Here is a 19,796-nt window from a genome sequence, read left to right on the forward strand (position 1 = left end):
AACCGCTCTAACTATTTGATCGGGCGATAGGCGTTTGCCAGCGCGACGAATTCTTCCACACTGAGCGTTTCGGCACGGCGTGTTCCGTCGATGCCTGTCTTCTCAAGAAGCTCGGCCCCGCCAACCGGTTTCAGGCTCTGGCGTAACATCTTGCGGCGCTGTCCAAAGGCGGCCTGCGTGATTTTCCCGAGCGCATTCGCATTGCAAGGCAGCGGGTCTTCACGCGGGATGATATGGACGACCGACGACATCACTTTCGGCGGTGGTGTAAATGCTTGCGGTGGTACATCGAAGCTGATCTTCGAAACAGTTCTCCACCCGGCGAGCACACCCAGACGTCCGTAATGATCACTGTCAGGCGTCGCGACGATACGCTCGGCGACCTCCCGTTGGAACATCAATGTCATCGACGAATAGAAAGGGGGCCATGGCTCGACCAGCAGCCAGTTGAGCAGAAGCTGCGTGCCGACATTGTAAGGCAGATTGGCAACGATGCGCGGCTTTGGCCCATCTGGAAATAATGCCGAAAAATCCTGCTCAAGAGCGTCGCCTGAGATGATGCGCAGACGACCCGGATAATGGGCCTCAATTTCGGCAAGAGCATCAAGGCATCGTTCATCGCGCTCGATTGCCGTGACATAAGCGCCTTGGGCAAGAAGTGCGCGGGTCAGTCCGCCGGGACCCGGACCAACCTCGATGACGGGCTGGTCCTGCAGATTGCCCGCCTGCCGGGCGATCTTCGATGTCAGATTGAGATCGAAAAGGAAATTCTGGCCGAGCGATTTCTTCGGCATCAGATCGTGCCGTTCGATTACCTCGCGAAGCGGGGGAAGGCCATCAATACTCATGCCATTTGTACTCGTTAATGTCCGTTGGCTGCATTCTCAGCCAGTTCTTGCGCAAGGCGAATAGCCGCGACAAGGCTGTCCGGGCGGGCGATGCCTTTGCCCGCAATGTCAAAAGCCGTGCCATGGTCTGGCGATGTGCGAATGAAGGGAAGCCCGAGCGTTACATTCACGGTTTCGTCGAAAGCCAGCGCTTTGGCAGGGATAAGAGCCTGATCGTGATACATGCAGACCGCAGCATCATAGGTTGCGCGGGCTGGCGCGTGAAACATCGTATCAGCGGGCAGGGGGCCGCGCGCATTGATCCCCTCATGGCGCAACGCCTCGATTGCGGGAAGGATGACGACATCATCCTCTTTGCCCATGGCTCCGCCTTCGCCCGCATGCGGGTTGAGTCCGGATATGGCCAGACGGGGTGATGCGATGCCGAACCGTTCGCGCAGTTCGGTGGCGGTGATCCGCGATACTTCGATGATATCGGCAGTACGCAAGCGTACGGGTACTTCGGAAAGCGGAATGTGTATGGTGACCGGAACGGCGCGAAGCTGTGGCCCGGCCAGCATCATGACCGGCGTAACAGGCTTTCCAAGATGTTTGCTTGCCAGTTCCGCCAGAAATTCCGTATGGCCGGGATGCTGAAACCCGGCTTCATAAAGCGGCTTCTTCGAGATTGGGCAGGTAACGACTGCCGAAGCCTCACCTTTCAGTGTGAGCGCGACCGCGCGCTCGATGGCTTCGATGATGCCTGCAGCGTTTTCTGGCAACGGCTTCCCGACATTATCCGTCAGCTTGTTCTCGAGCGGAAGCACCGGCAACGCACGAGAAAAGACACTGCTTGCGGCAGATATAGTGGAAATAACCTCTATCTCAACATCAAGACCAAGGTGTCGTGCACGGGCAGCCAGTTGCAGCGGATCTGCCAGCAAGGCGAAAGGCGGCAGCGAAAGTTCGCTGCGCCGAAGCCAGGCTGCAAGCACAACATCGGGGCCGATGCCAGAAGGGTCGCCAATGCTGATAGCGAGGAGAGGAACAGGTGCGGCGGACATCACGTCATATTCCATAGAGGACGGATGAACCGTCCGGTCGGTTTAGCGATTAACGATCGTCGCCTTTTCGCGCAGTTCCTTCAGATATTTCTCGCTGAGCTGTTCGGCTTTCTTTTCCTGGCCAGCAGGGGAATCTGCACCTTCCATGGAGAAGACGAGCTGAGCAACGCGGTCATCCGATATCTGGCGGGTCGAGCAGACTGCCAGGAATTCCACGCCCTTTTCGGTTTCCTGTGGCGGGGTCGTGCCACCGACGGATGTTGCCTTGACCGCTTTCGCCCACTCGTTCGGCAATTGCTGTTCGATGATGCGGCCGAGATCGCGGACGGTCACGTCAAGAATGCCTTTGGCCTGCTGACGGGTCGCGTCACAGCTCTGGAAGCGCGAGCGAAGCGCATTGGCTTCCTGCTTGCGCTTGGAAAGCAGGGCAGGAGAGCGTTTGGAAGCGGGGATCACGAAAATGACCTGCTGAAGGCGATATTCGGTTGCCACAGGCTTCTTACCGCCATCCTTCAACATGCGTTGAACGGCTTCCTGTTCACTGACCATGCCGGTCGCGCGGAAGCGGGCGCTGACGAGGCGGCCCCAGCCCATCTGGACCATGATGTATTTCTTGAAATGGTCAGGCGTAACACCTGACTGGTTCATCAACTGATTGAGCTGAGCCAGGCTCATCTTGTTGCGGCTGGCAAACCCGGCATAAGCCTCATCGACCTGCTGGTCGGTAATGTTGATGCTGCGCGATTTCATTTCGATGCGCTTCAACATTTCATCGGTCAGTTCTTCTTTCGCGACCTGACTGAGATTGCCACCCTTGCGTTGCAGCTTCAGGAACGCGACGCGGTGCTGAATGTCGCTGTTCGTGATGGCATTGCCGGAAACGATGACTTTGACCTCGGACCCTGCACCTGCAGCAAATGCCGGAACCGCAACGGTTCCAAGCGTCGTCAGGCAAACTGCGGCGCTCAGCATGGAGGCGAAGAGAGGTCTTGCAATCATCATCTTTCTTTCCCGATTCCTTCCGGTCGACGAACGACAATCCTTACCGGACATATCCCATTATATCATTGCCGCTATTCAGCCCAACAAGCAATCATATCAGCGGCTGATCATAAGCTGCCTGTATAGATGAGCTAGTGCGGCGAAACAATGACCCAAAAGCTATTTTAGGAAGCTTGTATCGTCTGAATACTGAAGAAAGGATGCCAAATCAGGCTTTGATGAGCAAATTTCTTTGTCGCATTAAATGGAAAGACCGGAAGCATTTCCAACGCTTCCGGTCCATCAAGATTAGAAAGTCTGATTACCGCTGCCTATGTCGCCGAGGGTGCGCAGCGAAATGTTGAAGCCAACGCTATGGGACGCTTTATCATCACCCGGATTGCGGGTTTGGACATAAGCCATGGAATACGTGAAGCACTCATCATCATAGGCGAGGCCTGACGATGCACGGACCAAGGTTTCAGATACCATATCGTAGGTGCCTGAGCCGAAGACGCGCCAGTTCGTATTGATACGCGCTGTTGCCGAACCGGTAATTTCCTGACGAAGATCACTATATCCGTAGGCCGGCTGCGGCGCGATATAGGCGTATTGTGCAGAAACTGTCAGCTTTTGCCAGCTCTGCTGGGCTTCAAGCTCGCCGCGCTGAACTGCGAAACTGTCCTTGTCGAAACGTCCTCGAGCAGCCAGAGCAAGACCTGTCGAGTTGGACGTACCGATCATGGCAACATAGTCGGAGCGGGCATCTTGCAGGCCGGAATCTGCGCCGACATTCACGAAATCGCTTGTGCCGTAGGAGTTTACGCCACCCAGCTGGAATGACTGACCGCCGAGAGCATAAAGCGCCCAATCGCTATTGTTGAAGTTGCCCGAATAGCGGACGCCGAGATTGGCACGGGTGCCACCTTCAACACGATCATAACCGGAGAACTTGTCACGCGAGAACAGGTTCGTCGCGTCGAAGACAAAGCTCTGGGCATCTTCATTCGGCAACTCGCCTGCATAGCGTTCGTTGTTGCGAACATAAAGCTGGGCAATCGGCTCGATGATATGGGTTGAACTGGTGGTCGAGAACAGGATCGGCCAGCGCAGTTCAAGCCCTGCGGTTGCCATGGCGCGAAGCGCTTCCGAACGTACGAGTGCGTCCGTATAGTTAGCACTCGCCGGATCGAAATTCGTGTTGGCGCCAATGGCGTCACCGCGTAGTGCCAGCAACGGCGTGATGACCAGACCGGCAGGCGTGATGAACGTCCGCTTCCATTCCGCTTCGGTGGTCAGGCGAACATTTGTGCCGCTAAAGCCGGGAATACGAGCGTAGTAAGGCAAACCATTGTTCGGGTTCACCGTATAATTTGCATTCTGGCGATAGAGAACCTGCAGATTGGTATTGAAGTTCAGCTCACCGCCATAGACTGGCTCAGGCATCGTGTAGGAATAATCCAGACTTGGGAAAACCCAAGGCTGCTTCGAATGCATCTCGTAATCTTTGTAAGCGTCCGTAACTGGGTAGGATTCCTGGACGTTAAACCGATAGAAATTGAGATCGAAGTAATTGCGATTATTAACGCCAGTCAGGTAGATTTTGGATATCTGAGTCTGAGCGTCATATCCATCAAGGCCATAGGTACGGCTGAAATTCCGATCGGTCTGTGCCATCACATCCCAGCCAAAACGCCAGCGCGAATTGAGATTAAAGTCGCCTTTCGATGAAACCATGCCACGATTGTCTTCTTCGCGGTCAATGGTGTTCAGATCGAATTCTTCAGGCTTGTTCTGGTGAATGCCCGCAATACGAAGATTGTATGTGCCATTTTCCAGGCGATGACGCCATTCGGCTTCGGTCAGGAAGCCCTGCTTCGTGTAATAGGTCGACGAAAGGGTCACGTCGTAATTCGGCGCAAGTGCCCAGAAATACGAGTTCTTGATGCCGACACCCAGCTCATCCTTGTAGGAGAAACCCGGAAACAGGAAGCCGCTCTTGCGCTTCACCGTCGGGTCTGCCATCTCGAATGCCGGGAAATAGGCAAGTGGCATACCAAAGAACTCGAAGCGGCCATGTTCAAAACGAACCGTCTTCGTCGTGCTGTTCCAGATGATCTTGCGCGCCTTGATCTGCCAGAGAACAGGCTTGTCCGGATTCTTCGCGCAGGGCTCGCAGGCCGTATAGACGCCATTGTTGAACGTCGTGATTTCGCCGTTACTGCGTTCAGCGCTTTCGGCGGCGAAGCGGGTGTTATCCGTCGTCTCGACGCGAAGGCCGTTTACGAAGCCGTCGCGGAAACTGTCGGTGACATCCATATGTTCGGAGTAGATCTTGTTGCCGTCGCGTTCGACGATTTCAACATTACCCGTCGCGGTCATACGCCGCGTCTGCTGGTTATAGGTTACCTTGTCTGCGACGAGATGGTTGCCGTCATACTCGATGCGCACCTTGCCCTGAGCCGTGACGGTATTGATGTCGCGATCATAGACGAGCTCGTCTGCTTGCAGAAGCATGCGCGCATTCGGATCGCTCTCATAATTGGATGCGAGAGCGTCCTGTGCCGATGCAGGAGAGGGCAGGGCTGCGACAGAAATGAAAGGTAAAGCAAGGACGCACGCCAAAGCCGTCCCGCGCGCAAGACGCGAGAGCGAATGGGGCAATACCATGCGGGCGTTACTCGAACCCACTAACCATCCTCCTTATGCAACAGAAAGGAGACACCAAAGAATGTCGCGATAACAACCGGAACCCAGGCAGCCACGAACGGCGGAACGAATCCCGCATTCCCGAATGCCTTCACCAGCACCGAAACGACATAAAGCATGAAGCCTGCGATAACGCCACCCAGAATCATCGCTCCTGACTGACCAAATCGCACAAATTTCAACGACACTGTTGCAGCAATGAGAGTCATCGCCATCAGCAATGCCGGCAATGCCAGAAGTGACTGGTATTGCATGTCAAATGCGTTTGCCGAATAACCGAACGAACGCGCGACTTCGATCTTGTGACGCAACTGCGTGAAGGGGATCGTGTCCGGCGTCGCGAGCTTCTCTTCTACATATTCAGGGCGCAGCTGCGTCTCTATCTTGAAACTCGCCATTTTCTGGGGTTCTTCGCCGCGCGCGAATCGCGTCACGTCGGTAAGCTCCCAATGACCGTCCTTCAGCTGCGCAGTCCGCGCATCGTAACGGACCTTGATGTTCTTCTTTTCATCGAACTGAATGAATGTCGCATCGGCAAGTGTCGCGCCCTGATCCAGAATGCTTTTTGCGCCGATGATGGTTTCGCCTTCATCCGTTTTCTGGCGAAGCCATGGGTCGCGCAAGGCGGAAACGTCGGTAACCTTGCCGGTCTTCCATGTCGATGCAATCTCGTCGGCTTTGGCAAAGCCGTAGGCAGCAAACGGATTGAGGATGAAGATGGTGGCAAGGCCAAACAGGAAAGCGCCGAAACAGGCAGGCAGAAGGAATTGCCAGGCCGACACGCCAACGGAGCGGGCGACAACGAGTTCGTATTTTCTGTTGAGCGAGATGAGCGTCGCCATTGCGGAAAACAGGGCAACGAACGGGATCATCTGCTGCATGATGAACGGAACGCGCATGGCGGAAAGGCCAAGCGCCGCCCATACCGAATAGTCCGGCAGGTTCGAAAGCTTGCTCGCATTCTCGGTAAAATCGAGAAGCAGGGACAATGCAAAGATACCGAGCAGAAAATAGAACGTGATCTGCACGTAGCGGATGAAGAAATAGCGTCCAAGCGTCCAGCCGATCATGCCTGACCTCCGGCTTTATTGCGCGAACGTCCAGTGAGACGGGCATAGCGCTCCGAAACACGGTTTCTCAGATTGTCGAAATTGTCGAGAATACGGTCGTTCCATTTGTCCGGCAGGCCGATCCGTCGCCCGGTAGCGAGCGCAAAGCCCGTCACAAGAATGACAGCGGCAGGAACGAGATACATGACAACGATATAGCCTGCATCCTTGTCGGCCCGGTCGGACGCGAAATAGCCTGCCCAATAGACGAGAAGGGCGGTGCTGATCGCCGAGAAGGACGCCGATACGCGGGCTTCGCGATGCGAGCGGGAATCGCCCGCAAAAGCCAGTGCAATCATTGCAAAGACAACCGGATAGAGCCATTGCGTCAGACGGCGATGCAATTCGGCCTTGTAGCGCAATGGACGGGTCTGAAGGATCGGATCGTTCGGGTCCGGATTCAACAGGTAAGAAAGCGGACGATCCTTTGCGTAGATAACGAAATCGTCGCCAGCCGAGGCGAACTGGCTGAGATCGAATGCGTAGGAATTGAACTTGATGATCGAGACGGTGCCATCCGACACATCACGCCGCTGCACTTCACCGTTCTGCATCAAAAGCATGTCGCCAGTCGGCGTCGACGCAATCGCGCCATCTGCGGCGTAATAGATGAGGTCGAGCGACGGATCACGTGAATCGGCAATGAAAAGCCCGCCAATGCTGCCGTCTGCGCGTCGTTCTGCGACCTGAATATAGAGATTATCCGCCAGTTTCCGGAAGTTGCCTTCCTGAACGATGACATTCATCAGGTCGGCGCTGGCATTGGCAATCATCGCGCGCATGTTCATGCGCGCATAGGGATCGACATAATTGGCGACGAGAAACGAGACGACGGAAATGACGGCTGCAAGAATCAGGATTGGACGCATGACCGCGCTGCGCGGTGCGCCCGACGCATTGATGACGACGAGCTCGGAATCCTGGTTCATCGTCGAAAGCGTCTGGGTGATCGCAATAATCAGCGCAAACGGCATCACGAGAGGGATGGCCGACGGGATCAACAGCGAGCTGAACTGAATGATGGTCTGGAATGTCTGTCCGCTTGTGGTCAGAAAGTCGATGCGCTGGAGCACCTGCACAGTCCAGGTAATACCGACCGCCGCCCCAAGCACTGCTAGGAACATGATCGCCACCCGGCGCAAGATGTACAACTCAATCAATCGCATAGGTGGAGTCTACATCCCGGTTCCGTTGAAGGAGTGCGCACCCGAAAGGGCAGCAGCACTCGTGATAATCATTAAACTTAATGACGCTTGGCTAAGATTGGCCCAATAAACGCGGTTAACAGACTACTAAAAGCATTAGGAAGATGCCAGCTCTGCTACTCCCATTAATGGGCCCTGTTAATGAGCGATGAGTCGGCTCATGGCAACCAGTTTTTGTGCGGAGCAGGTAAGACGGGTTTGCAATTGTGTCCTGCACGGTTTTCCTCGGGCTAAAACTGGACAATCTAGCATCAACTCTTGCTGTTTCGCCATATTCGTCTCACATGAGTGGGGAAAAGTCGCGACACAATCGTGTCATTCTCAAATCGACACCAAGTTTGGAGTTGTCATGTCTAAACGTCCTTCGATCTCTTTCAGCGATTTTGCAGCACCGGAAAAAGGCGTGTCCATCGTCCTCGTCGCCAAGGGCGGCGGCTTTGCGGATGAGGCGGCTCAGGCTGCTGGCGGTGCGGAAAAGATCAAGCGCATTGCCGAAATTTCCGGATTCACCGGTGCTCTCGGCAAGACCGCTGAGGCGATCGAAACCACGTCCAGCGGTGTCGACAAGATTGTTCTGGTCGGCGTCGGTGAACCGGGCAAGCTTGGCAATGACGATTGGTTGAAGATCGGCGGCGCTGCATTTTCACGAATCGGTAAAGCCGAGCGCGCAACGGTGACGCTTGCATTGCCTGAAACCACCATTGCCGGTGACGAAGCAGCTGATCTCGCGCTTGGTATGATTCTGCGCTCCTACAAGTTCGAGCGCTACAAGACGCGCAAGAACAATGAGGAAAATGGCGATCCGAAACACGCTGCCAAGATCAGCATCTGCGTCGCTGATCCGCACACGGCGAAGCGGGCTTTTGAAGTTGCTGAAGCGGTTGCGGACGGTGTTATCCAGGCGCGCAATCTCGTCAATGAGCCTGCGAACATTCTCGGCCCGGTCGAATTTGCACAGGAAGCTGAAAAGCTCGAAAAGCTTGGCGTGAAGATCGAGGTTCTCGGCGAGAAGGAAATGAAGAAGCTCGGCATGGGCGCGCTTCTCGGCGTGGCACAGGGTTCCGTTCGCCCGCCGCGACTGGTTATCATGGAATGGCAGGGCGCGAAGAGCAAGGAAAAGCCGGTTGCCTTTGTCGGCAAGGGCGTGGTGTTCGATACGGGCGGTATTTCCATCAAGCCTGCCGCTGGCATGGAAGACATGAAGGGCGACATGGGTGGCGCGGCAGCCGTTACTGGTCTGATGCGCGCTCTGGCTGGACGCAAGGCAAAGGTCAATGCCATCGGCATTATCGGCCTTGTTGAAAACATGCCGGATGGCAATGCCCAGCGCCCGGGTGACATCGTTACATCCATGTCGGGACAGACGATTGAAGTCATCAACACCGATGCCGAAGGCCGTCTCGTTCTCGCCGATGCGCTGCACTACACGAATGACCGTTTCAAGCCGCGCTTCATCATCAATCTGGCCACCCTTACGGGCGCTGTCATGGTTGCTCTCGGCCAGTATCACGCCGGCCTCTTCTCCAATGACGACGAGCTTGCGGATCAGCTTTATGATGCAGGCCAGTTGACCGGTGAAAAGCTGTGGCGCCTGCCGCTCGGCACCGAATACGACAAGATGATCGATTCGAAGTTTGCCGATATGAAGAACAGCGCTGGCCGTTACGGCGGATCGATCACGGCGGCACAGTTCCTGAAGCGCTTTGTCGGCGAAACCCCTTGGGCGCATCTCGACGTTGCCGGAACGGCTATGGGGTCGCCAGCAAACGAGTATAGCCAGACATGGGCTTCCGGCTATGGCGTCCGCCTGCTGGACCGCCTTGTCCGGGATCATTTTGAAAGCTAAAATCTTTTCCAAACAAAAGGATGGGTGGAGAAGCGGAATCAATTTCTTCACCCATTCCCGAAACGGATAGTGCATGGCGGAAATTCTCTTCTACCATCTGACGGAATCGACACTCGATGAGGCCTTGCCCGGTCTGGTCGAGCGTTCGCTCGGGCGCGGCTGGCGCGTCACGATCCAGACTGTCAGCGAGGAAAGACGCGATGCGCTGGATGGTTTGCTCTGGACCTTCTCCGATACGTCCTTCGTGGCGCATGGCACCGATAAAGAGCCTCATCCCGAACACCAGCCGGTTCTGCTGACGACCAGTGAAGCCAATCCGAATGGAGCGACGGTGCGCTTTCTCGTTGAAGGCGCAGGACTGGAACAGGCGGATGCCTATGAACGTCTTGTCGTCATGTTCGACGGCCACGATCAGGATCAGCTCGATATTGCCCGAGGGCAGTGGAAAAATTTCAAGGCGGGGAGCCACGACTTGACCTACTGGCAGCAAACGCCCGATCGCCGTTGGGAGCGCAAAGCGTGACGCGATTGCTATTTATTTTGATGATCGTCGCCGGTTTCGGGCTCGCCATCGGTTATCCTTGGTATATGCGCCATTTCACCGGCAGCGAAATCGGGCGCTGGACCATGCTTGAAAACCGCCAAAGCGGCTTCAAGATACAGGAAGTCAGGCTGTCGGCGGACGATGGGCCGGTGCGTGTGTTCATTGATGCAACGCCTTTGCCGGGTTACGTACCTGCGGAAAGGCGCTCGGCGGTGACCCTTGCGGTCAGCCGCGACGGTCAGCCGGTTCTCTCCCAGGGACTCGATTTTGCCTCCACCAGCGGTTCCATCAATACGGACCGCCCGCAGGATGGCAGCGTTCTGCGCCAGAGCGCCGGGGACATCGATCCGGTCATTCCGGGGCTCTATGCATTTCGTCTGGTGCAGGGAAACACGGATGGGCTTCAGGTTTCAAAAGCCGATCTCGTATTGCGTCGGGGAGCGGAAACACCGGACGAGGTCTATACGACCATAGGTCTGATCCTCGGTGCATTCGGTCTTTATGCCCTGATGCGCACGCGCCTGCGTCCCCAGAGCTGATTGATGACGATGCTCTGCAAAATTTCCGACAGATTGCTGCTGTTGCTGCTTTCGGCTCTTGCAGCGCTGGTTGCGCTGATACCGCTCGAAAAGCTTGGCGTCTTCGGCTCTTCCTTTGAAGGGCAGAGCGGTTACGCCGCCCTTTATTTCGGGTTTCCCGTTCTGACCGTCATTTTCGCGCTTCTCGCGGTGCGGTTCATGCCCCGTCCTCTGCTGGTTACCATGCGTGTCATCGGCTGGATCCTGTTGGGGGTCGTGATCTTGCTTATGTTCACGTAGGACTCTGCCGACAGACAGAAGGCCGATTTTTAATCGGCCATAGCTTCTTCATATTCGGTGGAAAGCTCCAGCCACTTGTCCTCTGCATCCGCAAGTGCAGAACGGGTATCGCTCATGTCCTTGTTGATCCGGACCGCCTTCTGGGGTTCCTTCTCGTAAAGCGCCGGGTCTTCCAGTTGCGACGAGAAGCCTTGAATCTGTTTCTGCAGTTTTTGAATCAAGGCTTCGGTTTCCTTGATCTTTTTCTGCAGCGGCGCCATGGCTTCGCGCTTCTGGGCGGCGAGCTTTCGCTGTTCAGCCTTGTTGATCTTGGCGTTATCGTCGCGGTCGGCAGCCGATTCTCCCTTGGCATCAGCAAGAACGATCTGTCGGTATTCATCGAGATCGCCTTCAAACGCCTTCACGCCGCCTTCGCGGACCAACCAGAGTCGTTCCATCGTGGCTTCGATAAGATGGCGGTCGTGGGCAATCAGGATAACCGCGCCGTTGAAAGCGTTCAGCGCATGCACAAGCTCCTCGCGGCTGTCGATGTCGAGATGGTTGGTCGGTTCGTCGAGGATCAACAGGTTGGGACCATGAAAGGTCGCAAGTCCCATCAGGAGACGCGCTTTCTCGCCACCGGACAGGTCTTTGGCCGGCGTCAGCATCTTCTCGGTCGACAGGCCCATCTGCGCAACGCGTGCGCGCACCTTCGCCTCCGGTTCCGTCGGCATGAGCTTGCGCACATGCTCGATGGCATTGTCTTCGGGGATCAGATCATCCATCTGATGCTGTGCGAAGAACGCGACTTTCAGGCTTGGCGAAAGCGTAAGTGTACCTTTTTCCGGCTGCAACCGCCCGGCAATCAGCTTTGCAAGCGTTGATTTGCCGTTACCGTTCGAGCCGAGGAGGGCGATGCGGTCGTCATTGTCGATGCGCAAGGTCACATTGCGAAGGACCGGCTTGCCCGGCACATAACCGACATCGGCATTATCAAGCGCGATGACAGGCGATGCCGTCTTTTTGTCGGCATCCGGAAAACGAAACGGCTGCACATTGCTTTCAACATAAAGCTCAATTGGCTTGAGCTTTTCCAAAGCCTTCATGCGCGATTGCGCCTGACGGGCCTTGGTGGCCTTGGCACGGAACCGTTCCACGAAGGATTCCATGTGCTTGCGGTGGGCTTCCTGCTTGGCGTGGGCCTTCTGCTGCAATTCCAGCATTTCGTGGCGCTGGCGCTCGAACTGATCGTAATTGCCACGCCAGAAGCTGATCTTCTTCTGGTCGAGATGCATGATCGAACTGGTCGCCGAGTTCAGGAGATCACGGTCGTGGCTGATGATGATGACGGTGTGCGGATAGCGCTTCACATAGTCGACCAGCCACAGCACGCCTTCAAGGTCGAGATAGTTGGTCGGTTCGTCGAGGAGCAGCAGGTCCGGTTCGGCGAAAAGAACTGCGGCCAGAGCGACGCGCATGCGCCAGCCGCCGGAAAAGGCGGACGCAGGCTGGCGTTGTGCTTCGGCGTTGAAACCGAGACCGGACAGAATGGCGCCTGCGCGAGCTTCCGCCGAATGCGCATTGATATCGGCAAGGCGTGTATGAATTTCCGCAATGCGGTGCGGGTCGGTTGCCGTGTCGGCCTCTTCAAGAAGTGCTGTGCGCTCCTTGTCCGCCTTCATGACGATTTCAATCAGTGCGTCCTCGGTGCCGGGCGCTTCCTGCGCCACCTGACCGATACGGGTATTTTTCGGAAGCGAGATGCTGCCTGTTTCCGGCGCAAGATCGCCCGTGATCACACGAAACAGCGTGGATTTGCCGGTGCCGTTGCGGCCGACGAAACCCGTCTTCGACCCCGCAGGCAGCGTTACGCTGGCATGGTCGATCAAGAGGCGTCCGGCAATTCGTACGGAGATGTCGTCAAGGATAAGCATGGTGAAAGCGCTTTTGCACGGCTTGAAGCGTTTCCGCAAGTATCAACATCAGTCAGGCGAAGCGGCGTCCGCCTTCGGTTCGCTGGAATTGTGAGAGGTCGAGCGACGGAGCGTCGGTACCGAGCCGCGTCAATGCCGCGTGGATCTGGCCGCGATGATGGGTCTGGTGATTGAACAGATGCGCCAGCGAAGGCGCAAGCCGCTGGCTCATCGTGCGCATGTCCGAAACGGTCGTATAGGTAAAACGTCCAGCAAGCTTGTCGGCGTTCAAGGAGTCGGTGTACCGGCAGATGCGTTCATCTTCGGCATGACGCAGATCGCGCAGCGTGATGAAATTGTCGGTGATGATGGCGTCGAGTTGCTTTGGATGGTCGCCTTCGCCGGTAAACCGCTTCATCCAGATGCGGTCGGTGACCAGAAGATGGTTGAGCGTGCGATGGATCGAACCGAAGAACAGCCCAAGATCGAGCCGGTATTCCTCGTCGCTCAGATCGGCGGCAGCGGCATAGAGCAGTTCGTTGGCCCAGCGATTGTACCACGCAAACATTTGAAAATGCTGTTCCATACAAGTTCCCCGCTACCCGATAGCCTGAATCAGAGTGGCATTATCTATGCCTTCAAATTTCCGTCGTCTCAAGCTGCTAGGCGGTATGCGATGTGTTCAAAATGGTGTGGCCTCTTGGCAATTAGGCCTATCGACGGTATAGAGCCTCACTTTTCTGAAATTTCCCAGCGAACAAGGTGTCATAATGGCAATCGAACGTACCTTCTCCATGATCAAGCCCGATGCGACCCGCCGCAACCTGACCGGCGCAATCACTGCCAAGCTCGAAGCAGCTGGCCTGCGCGTTGTCGCTTCGAAGCGCGTCTGGATGAGCCTGCGTGAAGCTGAAGGCTTCTATGCTGTTCACAAGGATCGCCCGTTCTTCGGCGAACTGACCGAATTCATGTCTTCCGGCCCGACGATCGTTCAGGTTCTGGAAGGCGAAAACGCCATCGCCAAGAACCGCGAAGTCATGGGTGCAACCAACCCGGCCAACGCTGACGAAGGCACCATCCGCAAGGAATTCGCCCTGTCGATCGGCGAAAACTCCGTGCACGGTTCGGACGCTCCTGAAACCGCTGCAGAAGAAATCGCTTACTGGTTCTCGGGCACCGAAATCGTCGGCTAATCCCACCCGGAATTCAAAGAAAAAGCCCGGCATTGCCGGGCTTTTTTTGTTGGGTGAGATGACGCGCAGAAGCAAATCTCAGAGGCTCTGTGCGAGCCTTGCCATCTCTTTCCCTTCGTCATCGAAGAGAACAAGCTTGCCCATGTCGATCTTGTAGGACTTGGTTTTACCAAGTACGTCAAGGAACTTGCGTTCCTGGTTCATGAGGGCAGGCGGGCACTGGACATAGGTCGATCCGATATCGGCAAAGGAAATGTTTTCCCCGGTCACGACCGCCTTGCTGAAATAACGGTTGCAGCCGCCTGAGCCACTGACGGCACCGTCGCTCGAAACCGTCAGCGTCGTCTGGGCATTGTCGATCACGCCGCCGCCCTGAATGTCTTCCGCGAGCCAGTCCTTGCCCTCGATGCCGATAGCAACGCCTTCATCACCGCTCTTGCGAACCATCACAACCTTGATTTCTGCCGGTTCGCCGGGGTTCTCCGGATCGATGGTATAGCGCTCGTCATTGACGAACCATAGCGTATCGCCTGCCGAAATGCGCGCCTGCAGGGCATAGGTATGACCGGGCTGGATCTGGTCCGTATCAAAATTGATGGCAAACGGGATCGGCGATCCCTGAACGGATTCAATCCGCGTTTCGCCAATGACTTTGGAAGGAGCGTCGGCCAGCGAGACATCGGAAAGCTGAACCGTCAGGTTTGCCTCCGGTGGCAGCGCGATACGCTCACGATACATCACCTTGCCGCTGACGGTTTTTTCCGCGGCAATGCTGCTCGTCGGCATCGACGTGGTCAGGAATAAGGCAGCGCCACCAAGCGCGCCAATGCCGACCACGAGTGCCGCAGCAATTGAAAGGGTTTTTGCCAGTCCATTTCGCATCGTCAAAGCCCGAAACTTCCGTTCCCGCACGCGTCATCTGTTGCAAGACAGATGGCGCTGATGCGGTTTCCAATCTGTCTTTCATTATCGCTTGTCAGCGTCTGATTCATCATGCCGACATTAGCGAAATCTTCATGTGAAAATTGTGGCAGCGCAAGAACACACCACCTAAATTAGCCATTATTCTAGGGGGTTAAATAGTTAATTCACGATTAAAATGAGAAATAGAGATCAACAGAATAGCTGGCAATCGAAAGATTACGACTGTTTCCAGCGTTCACGGATCTTTTCGTCTTCCTCTTTAGACGACACCCAGCCACCAACCGAACCATCTGCGAGATGTTCCCGCTTCCAGAAGGGGGCGTCGGTTTTCATGTAGTCCATCAGGAATGAGGCGGCCTCGAAAGCCGCATGTCGATGCGACGACGCTGCTGCAACCAGAACGATGTTTTCGCCCGGTTTGATGAGTCCGTAACGGTGAATGATCGTGAGGGCTGTTATCGGCCAGCGCTCGATGGCCTGTCGGGCGATGCGGGTAATTTCCGCTTCGGCCATGCCCGGATAATGCTCCAGTTCCAGAGCGGAAAGCGTGCCGCTTTCATCGCGACACAGCCCGGTAAAGGTGACGATAGCGCCGATATCCGTGCGCCCACGCTCAAGCTTGCGCAGTTCCGCTGCCGTGTCGAAGTCTTCGCTTCTTATGCCGATGAAAAGTGGGCATGTCATCAGGGCATTTCCAGTTTTGCTTGAATCATTGAAAATGGCCTATGTTTTTCTTTTACGCATTATCCTACGCAAAACCGCTCCGCACTTTTGCTGGAAATGCTCTTGCCCGCTCACTTCATCCTCCCGTCATGGGCGGAAAGAGCGCAACTTCATCGCCGTCATTCACGAGTTCAACGTGCTCGGCATGTTCCTGATTGATCGCGGCACGGATGACATGTTCGTGCTCGAAGGCGGCTTCATATTCATCACCGCGCGATTTCAGGTGGCTGATCAGGTCAGCCACTGTCGTTTTGGGTGAGGGAAGTTCGATTAACTCTTCACCCTTGCCGATTTTCTCGCGCACCCATGCAAAATAGACGAGTTTTACCGTCACTGGATCAATCCATTACGTGTTTGAGGCCCGCCTTGAAATAGTCCCAGCCCGTATAAAGCGTCAGAAGAGCCGATATCCAAAGCAGGACAATACCCATTTCGGTTACATAGGGCACGACTTTGTCACCAGCAGGGCCTGCGAGCAGAAAAGCGAGAGCAACCATTTGTGCTGTCGTCTTCCATTTGGCGAGACGGGAGACGGGAACGCTGACCTTCAGTTCGGCAAGATACTCACGCAACCCCGAAACAAGGATTTCGCGGCAAAGGATGATGATTGCGGCCCACAGCGTCCAGCCGGCGATCGTGCCATCAGCTGCCAGAAGCAGCAGGATGGCGGATACGAGCAGCTTGTCGGCAATCGGGTCCAACATGCGACCGATGGTCGATGTCTGCTTCCAGATGCGGGCGAGGTAACCGTCGAAAAAGTCTGTAATGCTGGCGACGATAAACAATCCCAGAGCTGTCCATCGGGCGAAATCGCTTGATTCCAGCCGCCCCTCGACAAAGAAGCACAATACCACAAGGGGAACGGCGATGATCCGGCCGTAAGTGAGGATATTGGGCAAGGAGAGGGTATGATTTTTCTGCATTGTTCCGCCACGTCGTTGTTAGCGCACATCAACAGGGATGACCGATAAAATCAACACCTGCGAATATGTTCTGCCGGGACCTAATGACGCTTGTGCATAAATCCCGGACAAAATTGCGTCATCTGTCACGAAAATGATCGTGAATCGTCTTGGCCATGGCTTCCGAGATACCTTCGATCTGCATCAGATCGGCAACCGCGGCTCTGGAAACCGCTTTTGCAGTCCCGAAATGGTGCAGCAGGGCACGCTTGCGCGATGGGCCGATTCCCGCAATTTCATCGAGCGGATTCTTGACCATTTCCTTCTTGCGACGGGCGCGGTGTGTGCCGATGGCAAACCGGTGCGCTTCGTCGCGCAGGCGCTGGATGAAATAAAGTACAGGATCGCGCGGCGGCAGCGTGAAGGCCTGTTTGCCTTCCACGAAGAAACGCTCGCGCCCCGCTTCACGGTCGACGCCCTTGGCAATACCGATTGCATTGACGAGATGGCTGATTCCAAGCTCCCCGAGAATTTGCCTGACCGCACCGACCTGGCCTTGACCGCCGTCGATCAAAATGACATCGGGCCATGCGGGAAATGTATCGGTTACTTCTGCGTCAGCGGGCTCTTCCGGCGTGCCATGCTCCTTGACCAGCCGTGAGAAGCGCCGCTCGATAACCTCGCGCATCATGCCGAAGTCGTCGCCCGGCGTAATGTCGGTCGAGCGGATATTAAACTTCCGGTACTGGTTTTTGACAAAGCCTTCCGGCCCGGCGACGATCATGCCACCGACGGCATTCGTGCCCATGATATGCGAGTTATCGTAGACCTCGATGCGGCGCGGGGGCTGGGACAGGCCGAAGGTCTCAGCCATGCCTTGCAACAGGCGCGCCTGTGACGATGTTTCGGCAAGCCGCCGTCCAAGCGCTTCGCGCGCATTGGTCAGGGCGTGATCGACAAGGTCTTTCTTCTCGCCGCGCTGTGGAACGTTGACCTGCACCTTATGGCCCGCTCGCGTCGAGAGCGCTTCGGCAATAAGCGATTGCTCCTCAACCGTTTCGGACAAGAGAACCAGACGCGGACATGGCTTGTCGTCATAGAACTGGGACAGGAATGCCCCCAGAACCTCTGCCGGGCCGAGCGAACTGTCCGCTTTGGGGAAATAGGCGCGATTGCCCCAGTTCTGGCCGGTACGGAAGAAGAAGACCTGAATGCAGGTCATGCCGCCTTCCTGATGGATGGCGAAAACGTCAGCCTCTTCGACCGTCTGTGGATTGATACCCTGATGTGACTGGACGTGAGAAAGCGCCGCCAGACGATCCCGGTAAACCGCTGCATGTTCGAAATCGAGATCAGCCGATGCGGCTTGCATTGCCGTTGCAAGGTGGTCTTTTACCGACTGGCTCTTGCCGGACAGAAACGCCTTGGCCTCGTTGACGAGTTCGGCATAGTCCTCATCGCTGATCTCGTGCGTGCAGGGGCCGGAACAACGCTTGATCTGAAAGAGCAGGCAGGGACGGGTGCGTGTCTCAAAAACCGAATCCGTGCATGTCCGCAACAGAAAGGCGCGCTGAAGCGCGTTGATCGTGCGACCGACAGCACCGGCAGAGGCGAATGGGCCGAAGTAGTCTCCCTTGCGGGACCGTGCACCGCGATGCTTGAAAATGCCGGGTGCCCGATGGTCGCCAGTCAGGAGAATATAGGGAAACGACTTGTCATCGCGCATCAGCACGTTGAAGCGCGGACGCAATCTCTTGATGAGATTTGCTTCCAGCAGCAAGGCCTCGGTTTCCGTCCGGGTGACGACGAATTCCATCGTCACCGTTTCGCGGATCATCCGGGTGATGCGATTCGAATGGCCGATCCCGCGCGCATAATTGGAGACGCGCTTCTTGAGATTGCGTGCCTTGCCGACATAGAGCACGTCACCATCGCTGTTGAACATGCGATAGACGCCCGGATTGTTCGGCAGGCGCTTCACGAAAGCATTGATGATGTCCTGACCGCTCAGGCCTTCAATGTCCGGCAGGCCATCCGAAGAATCCCATTGAATGGAATCGGCAGCGTACGGCGAGGCAGGGACGTCGACTATATCGTCCGTCTCGTCATCATCGTCGGTTTCCGCATCACCAATGATTATACCGGCCACATCCTGCTCGTCATCTGACGGCAGGTTTGCAACGGCATCCTCATTGTTCTTGCGGTTTCCGGTCATTCGGTGATTCCTGCAATATCCGGGGTTTCCCATGCCAGATGCTGTCCGCCATCAAGTGCGATCATCTGGCCGGTGACTGAGCGGCTTTCCCAGAAATAGCGAACAGTACGCCCAAATTCCGACAATTCCGGCGCACGCTGCAAAAGAAGTTTCTCGACCTGCCGTTCGAAATCGCCTGGCTTCTGCCGTTCGCTCGGCAATGTTGGACCAGGTGCGATTGCATTGACCCGGATTTGCGGTGCAAGCGCCTGTGCCATGGTTCGGGTGGCGTTCCAGAGGGCCGTCTTTGAAAGCGTGTAGGAAAAGAAGTTCGGATTGAGCTTCCAGACGCGCTGGTCGATGACATTGACGACAAGCGCTTCTTCACCATCGGGCAGGGCTTTTGCCATTTCTTCAGCCAGCAGGACAGGCGCCTTGAGGTGGATGGCAAAGTGCTTGTCCCACAGCGTCATGTCCAGTTGGCCGATGCGGTCATCTTCAAAGAGCGATGCATTATTGACGAGGAGCTGGATCGGCCCGATCTGGCGCGACGCATCTTGCACAAGATTGCGAATATCAGATTCGGACGAAAGGTCCGCACGCACGACACAGGCTTTGCCGCCTTGTTCGTTTATAGACGCTGCAAGGGCGGCGCCTTCATCGATGGAGTGATTATAGTGTATGGCGACCGGGAAGCCATGGGCGGCAAGGTCTTCGACAATTGCCTTCCCAATGCGCCGTGCGCCGCCGGTGACCAGAACCGGGCATTTAGCAAGCAGGCGAGGCTCTTGATCGTTCAACACGGTAAACACTTTCTTATCGAGATTCTTCAATCGATTTCATGCCATTTCGGTCGGAAGATTGC

19 protein-coding genes are annotated in these 19,796 nt (G+C 55.9%); 5 read left to right on the forward strand and 14 right to left on the reverse strand.

What is annotated here, in order from left to right; genetic code table 11:
- Positions 1 to 11: 11 nt before the first annotated feature.
- The 6 genes from rsmA to lptF form a co-directional block, all read right to left on the reverse strand.
- Positions 12 to 848 carry a 16S rRNA (adenine(1518)-N(6)/adenine(1519)-N(6))-dimethyltransferase RsmA gene (rsmA, locus tag OHI65_RS13175; RefSeq protein WP_264358985.1) on the reverse strand — a complete coding sequence of 279 codons (837 nt, stop codon included), beginning with the start codon at positions 846 to 848 and terminating at the stop codon, positions 12 to 14.
- A 14-nt stretch (positions 849 to 862) separates the two neighbouring features.
- Complete coding sequence (pdxA, locus tag OHI65_RS13180; protein WP_041545222.1) at positions 863 to 1,891, reverse strand: 4-hydroxythreonine-4-phosphate dehydrogenase PdxA; 1,029 nt, start codon at positions 1,889 to 1,891, stop codon at positions 863 to 865.
- A gap of 42 nt (positions 1,892 to 1,933) precedes the next feature.
- A complete protein-coding gene (locus OHI65_RS13185; RefSeq protein WP_010661664.1) occupies positions 1,934 to 2,893 on the reverse strand; it encodes a peptidylprolyl isomerase in 960 nt (319 codons plus the stop codon).
- Positions 2,894 to 3,181: 288 nt separating this feature from the next.
- Complete coding sequence (locus OHI65_RS13190; RefSeq protein WP_264359165.1) at positions 3,182 to 5,542, reverse strand: LPS-assembly protein LptD; 2,361 nt, start codon at positions 5,540 to 5,542, stop codon at positions 3,182 to 3,184.
- A 20-nt stretch (positions 5,543 to 5,562) separates the two neighbouring features.
- Positions 5,563 to 6,651 (reverse strand): LPS export ABC transporter permease LptG, encoded by a 1,089-nt coding sequence (gene lptG, locus OHI65_RS13195; protein ID WP_094514904.1) that lies wholly within the window; start codon positions 6,649 to 6,651, stop codon positions 5,563 to 5,565.
- The gene (gene lptF / locus OHI65_RS13200) at positions 6,648 to 7,856 is read right to left on the reverse strand and encodes an LPS export ABC transporter permease LptF (RefSeq protein WP_010661667.1); all 1,209 of its coding nucleotides are present in this window, start codon (positions 7,854 to 7,856) and stop codon (positions 6,648 to 6,650) included. Before lptF ends, lptG begins: the two co-directional genes overlap by 4 nt.
- A gap of 388 nt (positions 7,857 to 8,244) precedes the next feature.
- Here lptF and OHI65_RS13205 point away from each other — a divergent pair, with 388 nt between their 5' ends.
- The 4 genes from OHI65_RS13205 (at position 8,245) to OHI65_RS13220 (ending at position 11,103) form a co-directional block, all read left to right on the forward strand.
- Positions 8,245 to 9,741, forward strand: a complete 1,497-nt coding sequence (locus tag OHI65_RS13205) for a leucyl aminopeptidase (RefSeq protein ID WP_040129505.1) — start codon at positions 8,245 to 8,247, stop codon at positions 9,739 to 9,741.
- Positions 9,742 to 9,814: 73 nt separating this feature from the next.
- Positions 9,815 to 10,264 (forward strand): DNA polymerase III subunit chi, encoded by a 450-nt coding sequence (locus OHI65_RS13210; RefSeq protein ID WP_012092389.1) that lies wholly within the window; start codon positions 9,815 to 9,817, stop codon positions 10,262 to 10,264.
- A 20-nt stretch (positions 10,265 to 10,284) separates the two neighbouring features.
- Positions 10,285 to 10,824: a type IV secretion system effector BspB gene (gene bspB / locus OHI65_RS13215; protein WP_151663475.1), complete on the forward strand. Its 540-nt coding sequence runs from the start codon at positions 10,285 to 10,287 to the stop codon at positions 10,822 to 10,824.
- A gap of 3 nt (positions 10,825 to 10,827) precedes the next feature.
- On the forward strand, positions 10,828 to 11,103 hold the full coding sequence (locus tag OHI65_RS13220; RefSeq protein ID WP_151610270.1) for a hypothetical protein: 276 nt from the start codon (positions 10,828 to 10,830) through the stop codon (positions 11,101 to 11,103).
- A gap of 29 nt (positions 11,104 to 11,132) precedes the next feature.
- Here OHI65_RS13220 and OHI65_RS13225 read toward each other — a convergent pair whose 3' ends face one another.
- Positions 11,133 to 13,016 carry an ABC-F family ATP-binding cassette domain-containing protein gene (locus OHI65_RS13225; protein WP_264358986.1) on the reverse strand — a complete coding sequence of 628 codons (1,884 nt, stop codon included), beginning with the start codon at positions 13,014 to 13,016 and terminating at the stop codon, positions 11,133 to 11,135.
- 52 nt (positions 13,017 to 13,068) lie between these two features.
- Positions 13,069 to 13,581: a DinB family protein gene (locus OHI65_RS13230; protein ID WP_010661673.1), complete on the reverse strand. Its 513-nt coding sequence runs from the start codon at positions 13,579 to 13,581 to the stop codon at positions 13,069 to 13,071.
- A 184-nt stretch (positions 13,582 to 13,765) separates the two neighbouring features.
- Between OHI65_RS13230 and ndk the strand changes: the two genes are divergently transcribed.
- A complete protein-coding gene (gene ndk / locus OHI65_RS13235) occupies positions 13,766 to 14,188 on the forward strand; it encodes a nucleoside-diphosphate kinase (protein ID WP_010661674.1) in 423 nt (140 codons plus the stop codon).
- A 78-nt stretch (positions 14,189 to 14,266) separates the two neighbouring features.
- On the opposite strand, the gene OHI65_RS13240 is transcribed toward ndk, so the two are convergent.
- The 6 genes from OHI65_RS13240 to OHI65_RS13265 form a co-directional block, all read right to left on the reverse strand.
- A complete protein-coding gene (locus OHI65_RS13240) occupies positions 14,267 to 15,070 on the reverse strand; it encodes a YbaY family lipoprotein (protein WP_010661675.1) in 804 nt (267 codons plus the stop codon).
- Positions 15,071 to 15,328: 258 nt separating this feature from the next.
- The gene (locus OHI65_RS13245; protein ID WP_125301247.1) at positions 15,329 to 15,796 is read right to left on the reverse strand and encodes a molybdenum cofactor biosynthesis protein MoaE; all 468 of its coding nucleotides are present in this window, start codon (positions 15,794 to 15,796) and stop codon (positions 15,329 to 15,331) included.
- 115 nt (positions 15,797 to 15,911) lie between these two features.
- A complete protein-coding gene (moaD, locus tag OHI65_RS13250; RefSeq protein WP_010661677.1) occupies positions 15,912 to 16,169 on the reverse strand; it encodes a molybdopterin converting factor subunit 1 in 258 nt (85 codons plus the stop codon).
- Between the two features lie 4 nt (positions 16,170 to 16,173).
- A complete protein-coding gene (gene pgsA / locus OHI65_RS13255; RefSeq protein WP_010661678.1) occupies positions 16,174 to 16,758 on the reverse strand; it encodes a CDP-diacylglycerol--glycerol-3-phosphate 3-phosphatidyltransferase in 585 nt (194 codons plus the stop codon).
- 118 nt (positions 16,759 to 16,876) lie between these two features.
- Positions 16,877 to 18,952, reverse strand: coding sequence for an excinuclease ABC subunit UvrC (uvrC, locus tag OHI65_RS13260; protein WP_264358987.1), 2,076 nt, complete (start codon positions 18,950 to 18,952; stop codon positions 16,877 to 16,879).
- Positions 18,949 to 19,764, reverse strand: coding sequence for an SDR family oxidoreductase (locus OHI65_RS13265; RefSeq protein ID WP_036580704.1), 816 nt, complete (start codon positions 19,762 to 19,764; stop codon positions 18,949 to 18,951). The genes uvrC and OHI65_RS13265 overlap by 4 nt, the downstream gene beginning before the upstream one ends.
- Positions 19,765 to 19,796: the final 32 nt, after the last annotated feature.

It is taken from the genome of Brucella sp. MAB-22, from assembly GCF_025908475.1.
Taxonomy (GTDB): Bacteria; Pseudomonadota; Alphaproteobacteria; order Rhizobiales; family Rhizobiaceae; genus Brucella; species Brucella anthropi.

Coding starts and splice junctions, on each gene's coding strand:
- rsmA (WP_264358985.1), bottom strand. CDS start 848: ATGAGTATTGATGGCCTTCCCCCGCTTCGCGAGGTAATCGAACGGCAC.
- pdxA (WP_041545222.1), bottom strand. CDS start 1,891: ATGTCCGCCGCACCTGTTCCTCTCCTCGCTATCAGCATTGGCGACCCT.
- OHI65_RS13185 (WP_010661664.1), bottom strand. CDS start 2,893: ATGATGATTGCAAGACCTCTCTTCGCCTCCATGCTGAGCGCCGCAGTT.
- OHI65_RS13190 (WP_264359165.1), bottom strand. CDS start 5,542: ATGGTATTGCCCCATTCGCTCTCGCGTCTTGCGCGCGGGACGGCTTTG.
- lptG (WP_094514904.1), bottom strand. CDS start 6,651: ATGATCGGCTGGACGCTTGGACGCTATTTCTTCATCCGCTACGTGCAG.
- lptF (WP_010661667.1), bottom strand. CDS start 7,856: ATGCGATTGATTGAGTTGTACATCTTGCGCCGGGTGGCGATCATGTTC.
- OHI65_RS13205 (WP_040129505.1), top strand. CDS start 8,245: ATGTCTAAACGTCCTTCGATCTCTTTCAGCGATTTTGCAGCACCGGAA.
- OHI65_RS13210 (WP_012092389.1), top strand. CDS start 9,815: ATGGCGGAAATTCTCTTCTACCATCTGACGGAATCGACACTCGATGAG.
- bspB (WP_151663475.1), top strand. CDS start 10,285: ATGATCGTCGCCGGTTTCGGGCTCGCCATCGGTTATCCTTGGTATATG.
- OHI65_RS13220 (WP_151610270.1), top strand. CDS start 10,828: ATGACGATGCTCTGCAAAATTTCCGACAGATTGCTGCTGTTGCTGCTT.
- OHI65_RS13225 (WP_264358986.1), bottom strand. CDS start 13,016: ATGCTTATCCTTGACGACATCTCCGTACGAATTGCCGGACGCCTCTTG.
- OHI65_RS13230 (WP_010661673.1), bottom strand. CDS start 13,581: ATGGAACAGCATTTTCAAATGTTTGCGTGGTACAATCGCTGGGCCAAC.
- ndk (WP_010661674.1), top strand. CDS start 13,766: ATGGCAATCGAACGTACCTTCTCCATGATCAAGCCCGATGCGACCCGC.
- OHI65_RS13240 (WP_010661675.1), bottom strand. CDS start 15,070: ATGCGAAATGGACTGGCAAAAACCCTTTCAATTGCTGCGGCACTCGTG.
- OHI65_RS13245 (WP_125301247.1), bottom strand. CDS start 15,796: ATGACATGCCCACTTTTCATCGGCATAAGAAGCGAAGACTTCGACACG.
- pgsA (WP_010661678.1), bottom strand. CDS start 16,758: ATGCAGAAAAATCATACCCTCTCCTTGCCCAATATCCTCACTTACGGC.
- uvrC (WP_264358987.1), bottom strand. CDS start 18,952: ATGACCGGAAACCGCAAGAACAATGAGGATGCCGTTGCAAACCTGCCG.